18 protein-coding genes are annotated in these 16737 nt (G+C 68.7%); 7 read left to right on the top strand and 11 right to left on the bottom strand.

Annotated features, from left to right (window positions below; translation table 11 throughout):
- Positions 1-86: 86 nt before the first annotated feature.
- Positions 87-1361, bottom strand: a complete 1275-nt coding sequence (locus tag ABWV53_RS09700; protein WP_353365304.1) for a PQQ-dependent sugar dehydrogenase — start codon at positions 1359-1361, stop codon at positions 87-89.
- A 274-nt stretch (positions 1362-1635) separates the two neighbouring features.
- On the opposite strand from ABWV53_RS09700, the gene gntA reads away from it, so the two are divergent.
- Positions 1636-2343 carry a guanitoxin biosynthesis heme-dependent pre-guanitoxin N-hydroxylase GntA gene (gene gntA / locus ABWV53_RS09695; protein ID WP_353365302.1) on the top strand — a complete coding sequence of 236 codons (708 nt, stop codon included), beginning with the start codon at positions 1636-1638 and terminating at the stop codon, positions 2341-2343.
- Positions 2336-2953, top strand: a complete 618-nt coding sequence (locus ABWV53_RS09690; protein WP_353365300.1) for a DUF1989 domain-containing protein — start codon at positions 2336-2338, stop codon at positions 2951-2953. Before gntA ends, ABWV53_RS09690 begins: the two co-directional genes overlap by 8 nt.
- Before the next feature lie 29 nt (positions 2954-2982).
- Here ABWV53_RS09690 and ABWV53_RS09685 read toward each other — a convergent pair whose 3' ends face one another.
- Entirely contained in the window at positions 2983-3390 is a 408-nt protein-coding gene (locus ABWV53_RS09685; RefSeq protein ID WP_353365298.1) for a Fur family transcriptional regulator, read from the bottom strand.
- Positions 3391-3698: 308 nt separating this feature from the next.
- Between ABWV53_RS09685 and ABWV53_RS09680 the strand changes: the two genes are divergently transcribed.
- The gene (locus tag ABWV53_RS09680) at positions 3699-4478 is read left to right on the top strand and encodes a DUF2325 domain-containing protein (protein WP_353365296.1); all 780 of its coding nucleotides are present in this window, start codon (positions 3699-3701) and stop codon (positions 4476-4478) included.
- 131 nt (positions 4479-4609) lie between these two features.
- Here ABWV53_RS09680 and putA read toward each other — a convergent pair whose 3' ends face one another.
- Positions 4610-8344 carry a trifunctional transcriptional regulator/proline dehydrogenase/L-glutamate gamma-semialdehyde dehydrogenase gene (gene putA, locus ABWV53_RS09675; RefSeq protein WP_353365294.1) on the bottom strand — a complete coding sequence of 1245 codons (3735 nt, stop codon included), beginning with the start codon at positions 8342-8344 and terminating at the stop codon, positions 4610-4612.
- A 132-nt stretch (positions 8345-8476) separates the two neighbouring features.
- On the opposite strand from putA, the gene ABWV53_RS09670 reads away from it, so the two are divergent.
- The 3 genes from ABWV53_RS09670 (at position 8477) to rlmD (ending at position 10949) form a co-directional block, all read left to right on the top strand.
- Positions 8477-8944 (top strand): Lrp/AsnC ligand binding domain-containing protein, encoded by a 468-nt coding sequence (locus ABWV53_RS09670; RefSeq protein WP_353365292.1) that lies wholly within the window; start codon positions 8477-8479, stop codon positions 8942-8944.
- 122 nt (positions 8945-9066) lie between these two features.
- Positions 9067-9366, top strand: a complete 300-nt coding sequence (locus ABWV53_RS09665) for a hypothetical protein (RefSeq protein ID WP_353365290.1) — start codon at positions 9067-9069, stop codon at positions 9364-9366.
- Between the two features lie 86 nt (positions 9367-9452).
- Positions 9453-10949 (top strand): 23S rRNA (uracil(1939)-C(5))-methyltransferase RlmD, encoded by a 1497-nt coding sequence (gene rlmD, locus ABWV53_RS09660; protein WP_353365288.1) that lies wholly within the window; start codon positions 9453-9455, stop codon positions 10947-10949.
- 167 nt (positions 10950-11116) lie between these two features.
- Here the strand turns inward: rlmD and ABWV53_RS09655 are convergent, their stop codons facing one another.
- Positions 11117-11503: a hypothetical protein gene (locus ABWV53_RS09655; protein WP_353366681.1), complete on the bottom strand. Its 387-nt coding sequence runs from the start codon at positions 11501-11503 to the stop codon at positions 11117-11119.
- Between the two features lie 167 nt (positions 11504-11670).
- The gene (locus tag ABWV53_RS09650; RefSeq protein ID WP_353365286.1) at positions 11671-12363 is read right to left on the bottom strand and encodes a Bax inhibitor-1/YccA family protein; all 693 of its coding nucleotides are present in this window, start codon (positions 12361-12363) and stop codon (positions 11671-11673) included.
- 265 nt (positions 12364-12628) lie between these two features.
- On the opposite strand from ABWV53_RS09650, the gene ABWV53_RS09645 reads away from it, so the two are divergent.
- Positions 12629-13036: a GlcG/HbpS family heme-binding protein gene (locus tag ABWV53_RS09645; RefSeq protein ID WP_353365284.1), complete on the top strand. Its 408-nt coding sequence runs from the start codon at positions 12629-12631 to the stop codon at positions 13034-13036.
- A gap of 331 nt (positions 13037-13367) precedes the next feature.
- On the opposite strand, the gene hemP is transcribed toward ABWV53_RS09645, so the two are convergent.
- The 6 genes from hemP to ABWV53_RS09615 all read right to left on the bottom strand — a co-directional run bounded on the left by hemP (position 13368) and on the right by ABWV53_RS09615 (position 16630).
- Entirely contained in the window at positions 13368-13598 is a 231-nt protein-coding gene (gene hemP / locus ABWV53_RS09640; RefSeq protein WP_353365282.1) for a hemin uptake protein HemP, read from the bottom strand.
- A 256-nt stretch (positions 13599-13854) separates the two neighbouring features.
- Positions 13855-14265, bottom strand: coding sequence for an ExbD/TolR family protein (locus ABWV53_RS09635; protein ID WP_056667402.1), 411 nt, complete (start codon positions 14263-14265; stop codon positions 13855-13857).
- 6 nt (positions 14266-14271) lie between these two features.
- Positions 14272-14988: a MotA/TolQ/ExbB proton channel family protein gene (locus ABWV53_RS09630; protein WP_353365279.1), complete on the bottom strand. Its 717-nt coding sequence runs from the start codon at positions 14986-14988 to the stop codon at positions 14272-14274.
- 15 nt (positions 14989-15003) lie between these two features.
- The gene (locus tag ABWV53_RS09625; RefSeq protein ID WP_353365277.1) at positions 15004-15720 is read right to left on the bottom strand and encodes an energy transducer TonB; all 717 of its coding nucleotides are present in this window, start codon (positions 15718-15720) and stop codon (positions 15004-15006) included.
- Positions 15721-15818: 98 nt separating this feature from the next.
- Entirely contained in the window at positions 15819-16088 is a 270-nt protein-coding gene (locus ABWV53_RS09620) for a (2Fe-2S)-binding protein (RefSeq protein ID WP_353365275.1), read from the bottom strand.
- Positions 16089-16321: 233 nt separating this feature from the next.
- On the bottom strand, positions 16322-16630 hold the full coding sequence (locus tag ABWV53_RS09615; RefSeq protein ID WP_056667392.1) for an SWIB/MDM2 domain-containing protein: 309 nt from the start codon (positions 16628-16630) through the stop codon (positions 16322-16324).
- Positions 16631-16737 lie beyond the last annotated feature (107 nt).

Genomic DNA, 16737 nt, shown 5'->3' with positions numbered 1-16737 from the left:
TGTGGAAAGAAAAAGGCACAAAGAAAGCGGCGATGCGCCGTCGCAAGCGCGACCGGGCGGCCGCGCCCGCCGTCGGCGGCCGGCGGTCAGCGGCGGGGGTAGCTCACGCGGTAGATCACGCCGTTCTGGTCTTCGGCGACCAGCAGCGATCCGTCGCGCGCCACGGCCAGGCCCGCCAGCCGGCCGAACTGCGCCGGGCGTTGGGTCTTCTGCGCTTCCGCCGGCGCGGGCTTGGGGCCGGGCTGCGTCTGGTCGGCGGGCGCGCTGGCCATCAGCCAGCCGCTCACAAAGTCTTCCGTGCCGGTAGGCCGGCCATTGGCGTCGAAGCGCACGCGCACCACGTTGTAGCCACTGGGCTGCGAGCGGTTCCACGAGCCCCGGAACGCCACGAATGCGTCGCCTCGGTATTCCTGCGGAAATTGCGTGCCCATGTAGAACGCGAAGCCGATGGGCGCGGCATGCGCGGTGTACTGCAGCACCGGCGCCTCGGTGGTGGGGCAGAAGTCGGCCTTGGTGGTCTGCGGCGGCTCGTTAACCTGGAAGCGGGTCACCTGCTTGTTGCCCCAGCAGAACGGCCAGCCGTAGTGCTTGTTCATCTGGATGGCGTTGAGCTCTTCCGGCGGTTCGTCGTCGCCCTGGAAGTCCGATCCGTGGTCGAAGCCCCAGAGCGTGCCGCCCGTCGGGTGCCAGCCGAAGCCGATGGTGTTGCGCAGGCCGCTGGCCACCACTTCGCGGCCCGTGCCATCGGGCCGCATGCGCAGCATGGTGGCCGATTCGCCGTTGGTCTCGCGGCAGTTGTTGCAGGTGGAGCCAACCGTGACGTACAGCCACCCATCCGGGCCGAAGGCCAGTGTGCGGTTGGGGTGCTGCCCGGCGTCCGGCAGGTCGTCCAGCAGCACGCGGGGCGTCGACAGGCTGCCGTCCGTCTGGACGTCCGCCACCATCACCTTCTTGTCGGTCACCAGATAGAGCTGGTTGCCGCGCAGCGCCAGGCCATGGGCGTACTTGGCGTTCTGCAGCACCACCTTCTGCTGGTCGGCCCGGCCGTCCCCGTCGGTGTCGCGCAGCAGCAGCACGTCGCCCTGTTCCCGCCGGCTGGCGTACACGTCGCCATTGGGCGCCACCACCAGCCAGCGCACGTTCTGCAGATCGCGTGCGAACACCGTCACCTGGAAGCCCGCCGGCACCTTGAGCTGGGTCAGCAGCCCCTCGTTGAACTTCACCGGTGTGGGCTCGACCACGCCGCCGGTCACCCGCACCGGCCCGTCGCCCGGCGGAAGCTGCGCGCTGGCGACGAGATGCGCTCCCGCCAGGCAGGCGGCGAACGCGATCGAGCGGTGCAGAGAAGTGGGAAGTGTCATGGATGGGCGCTCCGTGTGGGATGGTCGAGTGAGCAGCAGGCGGGCGTATGCAGAAGGCCCGCCGCTCGTTCGAGCCATCCTCTGGGCGCTGCGGCGCGGCCATGCCATCCGCGGCCCTTCGCCGATGTAGGAGCGCATCGGCGATGCGGCCAAGGGTGCCGTGACCGCCCTGCCACGGTAGCGTTGCGGCCTACAGCCGTGGGGCGGACGCTCCCACGACGAGGCTGGCGCACGGACCATGGGTGGGGATGGGTGGCGCCCGTAGCTTCAATGCATGAACTCCAACGCCCCCACCTCCGCGGCCGCACCGGCCACGGCACCGGACCCGACCATCCACGACTTCGTCGCCGACAAGATGTTTCCCTGCGTGGGTGCCAAGTCGGCCCTGAACAAGGGGCGGCTGCACACCCAATCGTTCGGCCGCCTGGCGGATCCGTCCCATACCGAGGCGCTGTACCGGCGGCTCCTGGATTTCTCGGCACAGTACCCGGACCCGGGCAATCTGCCGGTGAGCTTCGTCGCGATGTTCGACCCCGAGACCGATGGCGCGGCAGGCGAGCAGGGCTTCGAGCAGGCGCTGTGGCGGCAGCTGCAGCAACTGCACGAGCACGACGTGGCCCAAGGCGCGGCATGGGCCGAGGGCGTGAGCGACAACCCCGAGCGCGAGGATTTCTCGTTCAGTGTGGGCGGCCGGGCGTTCTTCGTAGTGGGGTTGCACCCGGGGGCCTCGCGCCTGGCACGGCGCACGCCCGTGCCCAGCCTGGTCTTTAACTTCCACCAACAATTCGAGCACCTGAAAGCCACCGGCAAGTACACCGTGATGCAGGACGCGATCCGTGCGCGCGACGTCGCGCTGCAGGGCTCGATCAACCCGGTGTTGGCCCGGTTCGGCGAATCGTCCGAAGCGCGCCAGTACTCCGGCCGCGCCGTGGAGGCCGGCTGGAAATGTCCGTTCCATTCCAAGGCCCCAGAACATGCATGAATGCCGCCATTCCACCTGCCGTATCCCGCCCCAGTCGGGCGTCGCCTTCAAGCTGCGCGCCAGCGAAGTGCTGCGCATCTATGACCCGATGGGCGAACAGGTGGCCGATCTCTTCGCCTTCGCCGAGGACGATCACCGCTGCAGCCTCTCGTCAGGCCGCAGCATCGACTATGCGTCGAAGATCTACCTGACGAAGGGCGACCCGCTCTATTCCAATGACAGCCGGGTCATGTTCCGCATCCTCGAGGACACCGTGGGCCGGCACGACTTCCTGCTCACGCCCTGCAGCCAGGAGATGTTCGAGATCCTCTACAAGCACCAGGGCCACCACCCGAGCTGCTTCGAGAACCTCTACACCGCCCTGGCGGAATTCGGCATCCGGCCCGAGCAGATCGGCACGACCTTCAACGTGTTCATGAACGTGGAAGTGGGCCCGGATGGCACCGTGGCCGTGAAGCCGCCGCTCTCACGTGCGGGCGACTACATCGAGCTGCGTGCCGAGATGAACCTGATCTGCGGGCTCACCTCGTGCTCGGCCGAGAACTCCAACAACGGCAGTTTCAAGCCCATCGACTACGAGATCATCACGCGGCCCTGCAACGGCGAGTAAGGCCGGAGGATTGCTCTGGCGGGCCGGCGCTAGCCCTTGCCGCCCGGCGCGCCGTAGGCCGTCAGCGTATACGCGTACAGCTGAAAGCCCATCTCCGAGGCGATGGCACGCAGCCGCTCCTCGATCACCGGGTCGTGGAATTCGCGCACCGCGCCGGTGGCGGTGCAGACGAAGTGGCCGTGGTGCTCCTCGCCGTCGTTCAGTTCGTACACGGCCTTGTTCTGCTGCAGCTGGCTTTTCTTGAGCAGGCCGGCCTGCTCGAACTGCGCCAGCACCCGATACACCGTCGCCAGGCCCAGATCGACCCCGCCTTGCAGCAGCAGGCGGTACACGTCTTCCGCGGCCAGGTGGCGCTCCGGGCTGGTGTGGAATGCGTTCAGCACCTGGATGCGGGGCAGGGTGGGCTTGAGGCCGGAGGCCTGGATGTCGGCGGGCATGGCGGCTCGGGTCGATTCAGCGTCGAACGGTCGCGTGGAGCAGCAAAAAAAGCCTGGCTACGCGGGCATACACCCGTTGGCTGGCAAAAACGACCCTTCGGACCGGAAGGTCCTGGAGTCGCCCCACGATGAAACCGGGGCCGGCGGTGCATTGGTCTGTGCACTGGCCGGCGATTGACTGCAGTGTAGCATTGAATGAGAATGGTTATCAATAACCAGCATCGATTTTTTCAATGCTCTGTTCGCCGGGCCGGTCGAGCAGGCCCTTGCGGACTGGGCCACAGCCGGCATCCACGCACTGCACCGCCATGACCACTACCCCTTTCGAACACCTGCTGAACGAGCACCGCGCCCTGCTGGCCCACTACGGGCGGGCCCAGCTGCGCTGCACCGAACTGCTGACCTGGCAAGCCCGCGAGATCGAGCGGCTGCAGGCGCAGGCCATCCGGCTGCGCGCCCGGGCCATCGTGCGCGACAGCCAGCTCGCCTTCGCGCAGCAGGACCACGCCGCGCTCGCCGCCAGCGTGCCGGGCCTGCCCAGGCGACGGGCGCTGGCCGCGCAGGTCGAAACCCTGGCGCAGCGCATGCAGGCGCTCGCCCGGGACGTACTGCACTGGCAGTGGCGGGCGGGCGGCATCGGCGTGCAGGCGCCCGCCCGCGCCGCCGATGCAGCGGCCGAGGGGCTTGCGGCAACGACCTCCGATGCGCCCGCGCGTTCGGTGCTGTGGATCGCCCGCAGCGACACGGGCGGCTGGGTGACCCGGCAGACGCATTCCCGCGCCGGGGGCCTGCCGTCCGCCGAGCCCGCCGGCCCGCCCGCGGGCCCCGGGGCCGTCAACGCACTGGCGCTGGAAGGCGTGGACCCGCAGGCGCTGGAGGCCAGCCTGGTCGCGGCCGACCTGGTGATCTGCCAGACCGGCTGCCTGGGCCACAACGACTACTGGCGCGTGCACGACCACTGCAGGCGCACCGGCAAGGCCTGCGTGATGGTGGACCAGCCGCAGCTGGCGCCCACGTGGCGGGAGACCCGCCAACCCGCCGCGGCGGGGGTGGCCGCACCGGGTGGCACCGCCACTCCTGCAGATTGATTGCTATTGAATTGATAGCTGGATGCGCTTGATCCATCGGCGCTGGAGGCCAAAAAGACCATGAATTAGACGGGCGGGCGACGTTTCCGCCCCCGCTCGCCGCTGGCCACTCTCCGCTCGCCGCTCGCCGCTCACGCCATGGTCATCAGGCTGGCGTTGCCGCCCGCCGCGGCCGTGTTCACGCTCAGCGAACGCTCGATCACCAGGCGCGTCAGCGGCACGTCGCCGTCGCCGGGCTGCATGCCGGTCACGCCCACGATGGCCCCGGGGCGCCGGGCGACGGCCTGGCAGACGCTGCGCAGCGACGCCGCATCGCCGTGGTGCAGCACGGCGTCGATCGGCACGGCGGCAGCGTCCTGCCAGTCGTCCACCAGCGCGATGCGGGCCTGCACGGCCGCTGGCAGCCGGCCATGCAACGCGGCGGCCTCGCTCCGGGGCCAGACGGCGGTGCCACCCACGGCCAGCACGGCCGCCAGCTGCGTCAGCCGGTCCGCGTCGCTCGCGGCCAGGCACAGGGTGCGGGCGCGGGGCGCCAGCAGGTACTGGTTGCGCTCGCCGGTAGGGCCGGGCAGGGGGCAGGCCAGCCCGGCGCACGATGCGGCGGCCAGCGCCGGGCAGCGCGCCGCCAGCGCCTCGTCGCCGCCCGAGGCGCGCGCCCAGTCCGCCAGTGCCCGCAGCGGTGCCTGCAGATCGGCCTGGCGGCCGGCGTCAGGTTCCGTGGCCGACGTGCTGCGGATGGCCGCGAGGGCGGATGCCGCCGGGTGCGATGACAGCAGGCGCAGCAGATAGAGCGGCCCGCCTGCCTTCGGCCCGGTGCCCGACAGGCCCTCGCCGCCGAAGGGCTGCACGCCCACCACCGCGCCCACCATGTTGCGGTTGACGTAGACGTTGCCGGCATGGGCGCGGCGCACCACCTGCCCCACCGTTTCGTCGATGCGGGTGTGCAGGCCCTGCGTCAGGCCATAGCCGGTGGCGTTGATCTCGTCCAGCAACTCGTCCAGCCGGGCGCGCTCGTAGCGCACCACGTGCAGCACCGGGCCGAACACTTCGCGTTGCAGCTCGCCGATGCGGTCCAGCTCGATCAGCGTGGGCGGCACGTAGGTGCCCTGGGCCAGCACGCCCGGCGCCACGGCCGGCTGGAACACGGTGCGCCCCTGCGCCTGCAGCGTGTCGATGTGCCGCTGGATGCCCGCCTGCGCCTCCGCGTCGATCACCGGGCCGACATCGGTCGCCAGGCGGGCGGGGTCGCCCATGCGCAGCTCGCCCATGGCACCGCGCAGCATGGCCAGCACGCGGTCGGCGGCGTCGGCCTGCACGCACAGCACGCGCAGGGCGGAGCAACGCTGGCCGGCGCTGTCGAAGGCCGAGGCCACCACGTCGGCCACCACCTGCTCCACCAGCGCGGACGAGTCCACGATCATCGCGTTCTGCCCGCCGGTCTCGGCGATCAGCGGGATCGGCCGGCCCTGCGCGTCCAGCCGCCCCGCCACGCCGCGCTGCAGCAGGCGGGCGACTTCGGTCGAGCCGGTGAACATCACGCCCATCACGCGTTCGTCGGCCACCAGGCGCGCGCCGACGGTGTCGCCCGCGCCGGGCAGCAGCTGTACCGCGGCGGCGGGCACGCCGGCCTGGTGCAGCGCCTGCACGGCCAGCGCGGCGACCAGCGGGGTCTGCTCGGCCGGCTTGGCCAGCACCGTGTTGCCGGCCGCCAGCGCGGCGGCGACCTGGCCCATGAAGATGGCGAGCGGGAAGTTCCAGGGGCTGATGCACACCACCGGCCCCAGCGGGCGGTGCGTGGCGTTGTCCAGGTGCTGGCCGGCCTGCGCGGCGTAGTAGCGCAGGAAGTCCACCGCCTCGCGCACCTCGGCTACGCCGTTGGCGCAGGTCTTGCCCGCTTCGCGCATCAAGAGGCCCAGCAGATCGGCCATGCCGGCTTCCAGCAGGTCGGCCGTGCGCAGCAGCAGCGCGGCGCGCTCGGCGGGCGGCGTGGCGGCCCAGGCGGGCAGGGCGGCCTGGGCGGCGGCGATGGCGCTGTCGACGTCGGCGAGCGATGCCTCCTGCACCTGGCCCACGACGTCGGCCAGGCAGGCGGGGTTGCGCAGCGGCACCGGGCCGGCCGCGCCCGCCTGCACCGGCCCGGCGATCATCGGGCCGGCCTGCCAGGTGCGGGTGGCGCTGGCGGCCAGCGCGGCGTTCAGCGCCGTGAGCGTGTGCTCGTTCGACAGGTCGATGCCGGCGGAATTGACCCGTGCCGGGCCGTAGAGCGCTGCCGGCAGCGGAATGCGCGGGTGGTGCAGGCCGGCGCGGCCTTCGCTCGCGGCGGTGGCGTCCACGGTGGCGACCGGGTCGCCCACCAGCGTGGCCAGCGGTAGGGTGGCGTCGGCCACGCGGTTCACGAACGAGGTGTTGGCGCCGTTTTCCAGCAGGCGCCGCACCAGGTAGGCCAGCAGCGTCTCATGCGTGCCCACCGGCGCGTAGATGCGGCACGGCCGGCCCAGGCCGGCGGCGCCCACCACCTGTTCGTAGAGCGGCTCGCCCATGCCGTGCAGGCACTGGAATTCATACTGGCCGGGCTGCCAGGCGGCGGGGTCGGCCAATTGGTAGATGGTGGCCAGCGTCTGCGCGTTGTGCGTGGCGAATTGCGGGTACACCGCGTCGGGCGCGGCCAGCAGCTTGCGGGCGCAGGCGATGTACGACACGTCGGTATGGGCCTTGCGCGTATAGACCGGGTAGTCGGCCAGGCCGTCGACCTGGGCGCGCTTGATCTCGCTGTCCCAGTAGGCGCCCTTGACGAGACGGATCATCAGCCGGTGGCCGCTGCGGCGCGCCAGGTCCACGCAGTAGTCGATCACGAACGGGCAGCGCTTCTGGTAGGCCTGGATGACGAAGCCGATGCCGTTCCAGCCCGCCAGTGCCGGCGCGTGGCAGAGGCGCTCCAGCAGGTCCAGCGACAGCTCGAGGCGGTCGGCTTCCTCCGCGTCGATGTTCAGGCCGATGTCGTAGCCGCGTGCCAGTTCGGTGAGTTGCAGGAGGATGGGATAGAGCTCGTCCATCACCCGGGCGTGCTGCGCGCGGCTGTAGCGCGGGTGCAGGGCCGACAGCTTGATCGAGATGCCGGGGCCGTCATACACGCCCCGCCCGCCGGACGCCCGGCCGATGGCGTGGATGGCCTCGACGTAGGAAGCCAGGTACCGCTTCGCGTCCTGCGCGGTCAGCGCGGCCTCGCCCAGCATGTCGTAGGAATAGCGAAAGCCCTGGGCCTCCAGTGGCTGCGCGTGCACCAGGGCCTGGGCGATGGTCTCGCCCGTGACGAACTGCTCGCCCATCATGCGCATCGCCATGTCCACGCCCTTGCGGATCAGCGGCTCGCCGCCCTTGGCCGTGAGCCGGCGCAGCGAGGCCGTCAGGCCCGTCTCGCTGTGCGTGGCCACCAGCTTGCCGGTCAGCAGCAGGCCCCAGGTGGCGGCGTTGACGAAGAGCGACGGGCTCTTGCCCAGGTGCGGCTCCCAGTCGCCGTGGCTGATCTTGTCGCGGATCAGTGCGTCGCGGGTGGCGGCATCGGGAATGCGCAGCAGCGCCTCGGCCAGGCACATCAGCGCCACACCTTCCTGCGACGAAAGTGCGAACTCCTGCAGCAGCCCCTGCACGATGCCGGCGCGGCCGCCCGCGCTCTTGCGCTCGCGCAGGCCGCCGGCCAGGCGCAGCGCCAGCGCCTGCACGTCGGCCCCCATGGTTTGCGGCAGGCGGGCAGATTCCAGCAGCGGGGCCAGCGCCTCGGGCTCGGGCCGCCGGTAGGCGTCGGTGATGGCCTGGCGCAGTGCCGGGTCGGCAGGACGGGGAGCGAAGGCGGCGGTGGGGTGGGACATGGCAGGCTGCCGGGTTGGAACACGGGCCGGCGCACGCTGGGGCCGGGGATGTGGCGATGATCTGGCTTTACGAGGTGAATAAATCACTGAAAATACCGTAGATCAACGAATCATTCACCAATGCCATCCGCCATGCAGCACGATCTGGACCGCATCGACCGCAAGATCCTGAAGATTCTTCAAGAGGACGGCCGCATCGCCAATCTGAAGCTGGCCGAGGCGGTCGCGCTGTCGCCCACGGCCGTGCTGGCGCGCGTGCAGCGCCTCACCCGCGACGGCTTCATCCTGGGGTATGAAGCACGGCTTGACCCGCTCAAGCTCGGGGCGGGCATGCTCGTCTTCGTCGAGGTCTTGCTGGACCGCACCACGCCCAACGTGTTCGACCAATTCAAGGTCGCCGTGCAGGTGCATCCCGAGATCATGGAATGCCACATGGTGGCCGGTGGGTTCGACTACCTGCTCAAGACCCGCAGCGCCGACATGGCGGCCTACCGCGCCTTTGCCGGCAACGTGCTGTGGCAGTTGCCGGGCGTGCGCGAGACCCGTACCTACGCGGTGATGGAAGAGGTCAAGCACTCCAGCCATCTGCCCATCGCCTGATGCCCGCCCCCCGAGCGATTGCGATGCCGCTGACATGAAATGTGCGTGTTCGCCCTGCACGTTGCAGCACGGGCTCCGCAATAATCACCCTCCGTATCCACCATCGAATCGAGGGAACAGCCATGCGATCCATTCGCCTTGCCGCCGCTGCGTTGCTGGCGGGCCTTTGCAGCCAGGGCGCCCTGGCGGCGTGCTACGTGGTGTATTCGGCCGACAAGCAGGTCATCTACCGCTCGCAGGTCCCGCCGGTCGATCTGTCGCGCCAGCTGCACGAAACGCTGCCCCGCGTGGCGCCGGGCGGCACCATGGTCTTCACGCTCGACACCTATGGCTGCGAGATCGAGATCAACCGCCTGCCGGGCAGCGCCGGCTACAACGCCGTGGGCTACGTGCCCCGTCCGGCCCGCGCCGACCGGGGCTGACGCCCCCGCCCGGCCCGCCACGGCGCCAGGGCGGGTCCGCCCAGGCGGGCGGCCAGCCGCTGCGCGGCCTGAGACAATGGCGGGTTATGAGCGCCCCCAAAGATACCGAAAAAACACGCCGCGCCGAGGTCATCGCAGAGACCTCCGGCGCCTTGCCCACCCCGGGAACCCCCGCGTCCGACCTGCCCGACGGCTGGCTCGAAGTCACCTCCATGGACATGGACGCCCAGGGCGTCGCCCGCAAGCCCGATGGCAAGGTCGTCTTCATCGACGGCGCGCTGACCTCCGAGATCGTCAGCGCCAACACCCACCGCAAGAAGAACAACTGGGAGCAGGCGAGCCTGACCGCCATCCACCGCGAATCGTCGCAGCGGGTGCGCCCGGGCTGCCCGCATTTCGGCCTGCACGCCGGCGCCTGCGGCGGCTGCAAGATGCAGCATCTGCACGTGGGCGCGCAGGTGGCGTCCAAGCAGCGCGTGCTGGAAGACAACCTCTGGCACCTGGGCAAGGTAAAGGCAGAGACCGTGATGCGCCCCATCGAAGGCCCGGCCTGGGGCTACCGCTACCGGGCCCGGCTGGCGGTGCGCCACGTCATCAAGAAGGGCACGGTGCTGGTGGGCTTCCACGAGCGCAAGAGCCGCTACATCGCCGACATGGCCGTCTGCCCCGTGCTGCCGCCGCACGTGAGCGCCATGCTGGTGCCGCTGCGCGCGCTCATCGCGTCGATGGACGCACGCGACACCTGCCCGCAGATCGAGCTGGCCTGCGGCGACGACGTGACCGCGCTGGTGCTGCGGCACCTGGAACCGCTCTCTGAGGCCGACCTGGCCCGCCTGCGCGCCTTCGCCGCCGAGCACGCCGTGCAGTGGTGGCTGCAGGCCAAGGGGCCCGACACCGTCAAGCTGCTGGACGAGGGCGGCGCGCAGCTGTCGTATGCGCTGCCCGACTTCGGCATCACCATGCCCTTCAAGCCGACCGACTTCACGCAGGTGAACCCGCACATCAACCGTGTGCTGGTCTCCAAGGCGCTGCGGCTGCTGGATGCCCGCAAGCACGAGCGCGTGATCGACTGGTTCTGCGGCCTGGGCAACTTCACGCTGCCCATCGCCACGCAGGCGCGCGAGGTGCTGGGCATCGAAGGCAGCGAGACGCTGGTCGCCCGCTCCCGCGAGAATTACCAGCTGAATCAGGCGTCAGCGCCCCAGGGACAAGCGCTGGCTGCTACGGATTTCGTAGCGCGCAATTTGTTCGAGATGACGCCCGAGATGCTGGTGGCCGACGGAACCGCCGACAAGTGGCTGGTCGATCCGCCGCGTGAAGGCGCCTTCGCGCTGGCCAAGGCGCTGGCGGACATCCACCAGGCCCGCATCGGCGCCGAAGACGCCGCGCCCCTGCCGGCGGCGGCGCAAGGCTGGACGCCGCCGCAGCGCATCGTCTACGTGAGCTGCAACCCGGCCACGCTGGCGCGCGACGCCGGCCTGCTGGTGCACCTGGCGGGCTACCGCTGCGTGGCGGCGGGCGTGGTCAACATGTTCCCGCACACGGCGCACGTCGAAAGCATGGCGGTGTTCGAGCGGGCTTGACGGGCATCGAGGGGCGCGGCGCCGCGGGGGCAGGGCGGGCATGCGCCCAGGCTGCGGCGAGCTCCTGGTTTCGAAGCATTTCAGGGCGCGGCGCTTGGATTTTTGGGCGCCTTCAGCTATGAAAAATATAGCAAGCAGCGGGGCGAGGCTACGCACACGGCCACGCATCAGCTGCGCGTACGGGCGGTGGCGTCGCCCGACCGGCTGCCCGCACCTTCGCCGTCCGCCGAGCGCTTTGCGGGCGTGGCGGGCTTGTCCTCCACCTTGCCCAGCACCGAGGGCGTACCCTCGATCTTGTTCTCGCGCATGTAGCCGTCCATCTCCTTCCAGCCCGCGAAGACCAGCGCCTTGGGCGCCTTGGGGTTCAGGGCGAAGCAGTCCTCCAGCCCGCGCATCGCATGCCGGCACGCGCCGCCGACCGCCTTGGCTTCGGATTCCTTGGCGACGGTGCGCGGATCCGGCCCCAGGCCCGGAATCTCACAGCCGGAGAGCAAGGGCAGAACCAGTACCGAGGCCAGCCAGCAGCGGCGAGCGGAGGCGTGCAGGGCGTGCATGGCGTGCAAGAAGTGCGGGAGGGCTGTCATGTGCTTAGCTTATCGGCAGCGGCGCGGCCAAGTTGAGCCCCCGGTGAACGCGGCGCCTATCGGACGGGCATGAAAAAGGCCTCCGAAGAGGCCTTGGGGTGTCGATTCACCACCTGCGGTGGCGCCGGTGGACGCGCTTACTCGCGCTCGCCGCCCATGATGCCCAGCAGGGCCAGCAGGCTCTGGAACACGTTGAAGATGTCCAGGTACAGGGCCAGCGTCGCGCTGATGTAGTTGGTTTCGCCGCCGTCCAGGATCTGCTTCAAGTCGTACAGCATGTAGGCGCTGAAGATGCCGATGGCGGCGACCGAGATCGCCATCATGCCGGCCGAGGAGCCCACGAACACGTTGATGACCGCGCCGACCATCAGCACCATGGCGCCGACGAACAGCCACTTGCCCATGCCCGACAGGTCGCGCTTGATCACGCTGGCCAGGCTGGCCATGACGAAGAAGACGCCCGCCGTGCCGGCGAAGGCCGTCATGATGAGCTCGGCACCATTGGAAAAGCCCAGCACCATGCCGATGAGGCGCGAGAGCATGAGGCCCATGAAGAAGGTGAAGGCCAGCAGCACCGGCACGCCGGCCGCCGAGCGCTTGGTCTTCTCGATCGCGTACATGAAGGCAAACGCGCCGCCCAGGAACACGATCAGGCCCACGCCGCCGCGCAGCGACTGGGTGATGCCCGTGGCCACGCCCACCCACGCGCCCAACACGGTGGGCAGCAGGCTCAAGGCCAGCAGCCAGTAGGTATTGCGCAGCACCTTGTGGCGCTGCTCCTGCGAAATGCCGTAGCCCGCAGTGCCGATTGAGGTGACTTCGGTGTTCATGATGTCGATTCTCCTGAGTGCCCGCAGGGTGCGGGTCTTCAAATTCTAGGTGCGGCATGAAAAACGCATTGCAATACCCGCGCTCCATCCCGTACTTTGCCTTGAGAAGGCGGGCGGGCAGCGGAGGCAGGGCGCATCCCGTGCGTATCCCGTACTTTTGGGATGCATTGTTTTGCCCTTGGCACAAGCGCGCAGGTCGGGCAGGCCGCTATGCTCTGCGGCTACTCCTTTTCATTCCTTCACTCACCCGCCGGACGGCATCGCCATGAAGACCAAACCCGAACTCGAACTCGCCGACGTCAAGAAGATCGCCGCCGCCGCGGAAGCGGAGGCCGTCAAGAACCAGTGGGCCGTGACCATCGCCATCGTGGACGACGGCGGCCATCTGCTCTGGATGCAGCGCCTGGACGGTGCCGCGGCCATCTCCTCGCTGATCGGCCCGGCCAAGGCGCGCACGGCTGCCCTGGGCCGCCGCGAGAGCAAGGTGTATGAAGACGTCATCAACGGCGGGCGCACGGCCTTCCTGACGGCGCCGGGCGTGGACGGCCTGCTGGAAGGCGGCGTGCCGATCATGAAGGACGGCCAGTGCCTGGGCGCCGTGGGCGTGAGCGGCGTGAAGTCCACCGAGGACGCGCAGATCGCGCGTGCCGGCATCGCCGCGCTGGGGCTGTGACACCGGATCGACGTAGTTTGCTATCGATTCGATAGCATATTGCGCTGGATTCGCAAGGTCGCCGCGCCGAAAACGCCGTGATTCACCCTTGTGGCCCGTCCCGACAAAAAAACCGGCTTGAAGCCGGTTTTTTGTTGTCTGCGCCACTGCGGCGGGGTTTAGCGGGGGCGGCGAAAGAAAAAACGCCTGGCTACGCGAGCGGTGAGCCCGTTGGCTGGCTAAAACGACCCTTCGAATCCGCTTGCCGCGAATCCTGGAGTCGCCCCACGATGAAAACGTCGGTGTCCGGGCGCAGCACGGTGCCTGTGTGCCGGCGGCCGGGCCACGCTGCCTACTTGGTCAGGATGAGCTTGCCGAGCTTGGTGGCCTGCAGGCGGTACACCGAGCCGTTGTGGCTGATCGACACCGTCTTCTGGCCCTGCAGCAGCGCGCTGCTGTCCACCGAGTGCGCCGCGCCGGCGGCAGGCCGGGCTGCGGCGCCCGAATCGCTGGAGCCGCGCACATTGAACGGCTGGCCGGCGAAGAAGGAAGAAGCGGAGGGAGCGGTCAGGGTGGCTTGCATGCGAAGTCCTCGTTGCGTTGCGATTGAGTTAATGATAACCATTCGCAATTGATAGTCAAGCGGCGCGCTGGAGAATTCGTAAGAAAGTGAGTCGCTCCAGGGCCTGGGAGGGCTCGGGGCCGTGGCGATGGGCCGTGGAGCGAAGGAGCGGGGTGCTCGTGCCGCGCAGGGGGCGGCCGAGCAGGGGATGCACTGTCGGAAAGGTGCCACGGCCGACGCGGTCAGCACTGCACGGTGGCGGCGGTGGCGGCGGTGACTAAGGCTGCGGTTCGGTCACGAAGCCGATCTTGCGCACGCCGGCCCGTTGCGCGGCCGACATCGCCTGGGCCACGCGCTCGTAACGCACGTCCTTGTCGCCGCGGATGTGCAGGTCGGGCTGCGGGTCCTTGGCGGCTTCGGCTTTCAGGCGGGGCTCGAGTTCGTCGTCGCCGATGGTGGTCTCGTTCCAGTGGTACTTGCCGTCGGCGGTGACCGAGAGGCGGATCGTCTCCGGCTTGATGTCCTCGCGCTGGTTGGAGGCGCGCGGCAGGTCCACCGGCACGGCGTGCTTCATGACCGGCACGGTGATGATGAAGATGATGAGCAGCACCAGCATGACGTCCACCAGCGGCGTCATGTTGATCTCGTTCATCACTTCATCGGCGTCGTCTTGCGTTCCGAAGGCCATGGCGCATCAACCCTTCTTGATCGGCAGCACCTTGGCCTGCTCGCCGGGCGCGCTCACGCGGGCGCCGGTGACGAAGTAGGCGTGCAGGTCGTGCGCGAAGCTGTTCAGGTTGTTCAGGATCGACTTGTTGCCGCGCACCAGGGCGTTGTAGCCCAGCACGGCAGGGATGGCCACCGCCAGGCCCAGGGCCGTCATGATCAGCGCTTCGCCGATGGGGCCGGCCACCTTGTCGATGGTGGACTGGCCCGACGTGCCGATGGCCACCAGCGCGTGGTAGATGCCCCAGACGGTGCCGAAGAGGCCGATGAACGGGGCGGTGGAGCCCACCGAGGCCAGGATGGCCAGGCCCGACTGCAGGCGGGCGGTGAATTCGTCGATGCAGTTGCGCAGGCTGCGCGTCACCCAGTCGCTCACATCCAGGCTGTCGTGCAGATGGGCCTTGGTGTTGCGGTGGTGCGCGGTGGCCTCGCGGCCTTCCAGCGCCAGGTGGCGGAACGGGTTGGCGTTGTCGTTGCCCAGCTTTTCCATGCCGGCGGCGAAGTCTTCGCTGTGCCAGAAGTCACGCGCCATGCGGGCGTGCTTCTTGAATTTGACGATGTCCAGCGCCTTGATGAGGATGACGATCCAAGAGGCCAGCGACATGCCCAGCAGCAACACCGCCACGGCGCGCGTGACGAAGTCGCCCTGAATCCAGACGTTGGCGATGCCGAATTGCGATTCCATGAAAACTCCTGATGATTATTCGAGAACAAAATTGACGGGGACCAGGTTCCACATGGTCTCGGGCACGCCGTTGCGCTTCCCGGGCACGAACCGCCAGCGCATCACGGCTTCCTGGGCCTGGCGGTCCAGCCGGTCGAAGCCGCTGGACTTGTTGACTTCCACCTTCTGGGGCAGGCCGTCGGTGCCGATCAGCACTCGCAGTACGACCTTGCCCTGCTCGCCCAGCCGCTTGCTGATGGCCGGGTAGGTGGGCTTCGGATTGTTCAGATAGGCCGCGTCGCTCGAGGGCATCTCGATCTTCGGAGGCGCAGGGGGCGCGGGCGGGGCCGGCGCTGGCGCGGGTGGCGCCACTGGCGCCTGGATGGGCGGCGCGGGCGGTTGCGGCTCGACCGTGCCGGTGGGCGCGTTCGGCGCAGGCGTGGGGTCTGCGATGGCCACCGGCATGGGCGCCGGCCGCGGTGCGGGCGCCGGCGGGCGGGGCGCGGGCTTGGGTGGCGGCGGGGGCGCCGGCTTGGGCGGTGGTGGCACGGGAGGCGCGGGCGGGGTGGGGGGCGCGGGCGGTGTGATGAATTCGCTCAGCACTTCGGCGGGCACGATCACCTCGGCGGCGCGGCGCAGCAGGCCGGATTGCAGCGCCCACAAACCCGCCACGTGCAGCAACACCACCGAACCGGCGATGACCGCGTTGCGGCTCAAGCCCCCGGAGGAGCCGTATCGATCGAACTGGGACATAGAAATGCATGCAGCCGGCTGCGCCATCACGGCGCGCCGACGGCCTGGAAGGCCAGGTTATTTACGGAGAATCCACCAGACCGAGCCGACCACGAGGATCAGGCTGCCAGCGAGTGTGGAGAGGAATTCCATGCTTTGCTTTCCGTGATGGATTTGGCAAGCTGGATCGTCTGCGTCGTCTCGTTGTGCAAGGCGGCGACCGGGTACGACACACCGCACTGCGCCACCACGGCGCGGGCGCAGTCTTCGCATCGGCCGCACTGCGTGGCGACACCCAATTCGAACTGGATCTCGTCGAAGCTCATGCCCGCGTGCGCATGGCGTGCAATTTCGCGGTCCGAAACACGGCGGCAAACACAGACGATCATGGGGCAGGCAGTGGTGGCTGGCTGTTGAAGATGAAGCCATTATAAATGCGAATTCATCGCATTTGCAATTTCTATCGTCGCCGAAGGGTAAGGCGACGTAAAAAGTGGACGGCTGCGATTCCCCCTGTGCCCCATGTCCAGGCCGCACCCCACGCCCCGGCGACATCGGCCAGACGCAAAAAAACCGGCGCTTGGGCCGGTTTCTTCGCGAGGCGTTCGCCAGGGTGTGCGCGTTACTTGACGTGCTTGCCGATCAGGCCTGCCATCTCGAACATCGAGACCTGGGGCTTGCCGAACACTTCCTTGAGCTTGGCATCGGCGTTGATCATGCGCTTGTTGGAAGCGTCCTGCAGGTTGTTGGCCTTGATGTAGACCCACAGCTTGCTGATGACTTCGGTGCGCGGCAGGGGGGTGGAGCCGACCACGGCAGCCAGAGCGGGGCTGGGGGTCAGGGCCTTCATGAATGCGGCGTTGGGGGTGCGCTTCTTAGCGGGGGCGGCAGCCTTGGCTTCGGAGGCCGGCGCTTTTTTTGCAGTTGCCATGTTGGGTTTTCCTTGTTGGAAGTGAAATACGTTACCAGCGAAAACCTGCTTCCCACTGGCTGTGGCGATGCTAATAGGAAAAAAACGCGAATCCAAGGTGAGAAACT

The sequence above is a fragment of the Acidovorax sp. FG27 genome (assembly GCF_040365715.1).
In the GTDB taxonomy this organism is placed as follows: Bacteria; Pseudomonadota; Gammaproteobacteria; order Burkholderiales; family Burkholderiaceae_C; genus Paracidovorax.
Note: the sequence above shows the minus strand (reverse complement) of the source record. Positions and strands in the feature narration are given on the sequence as shown.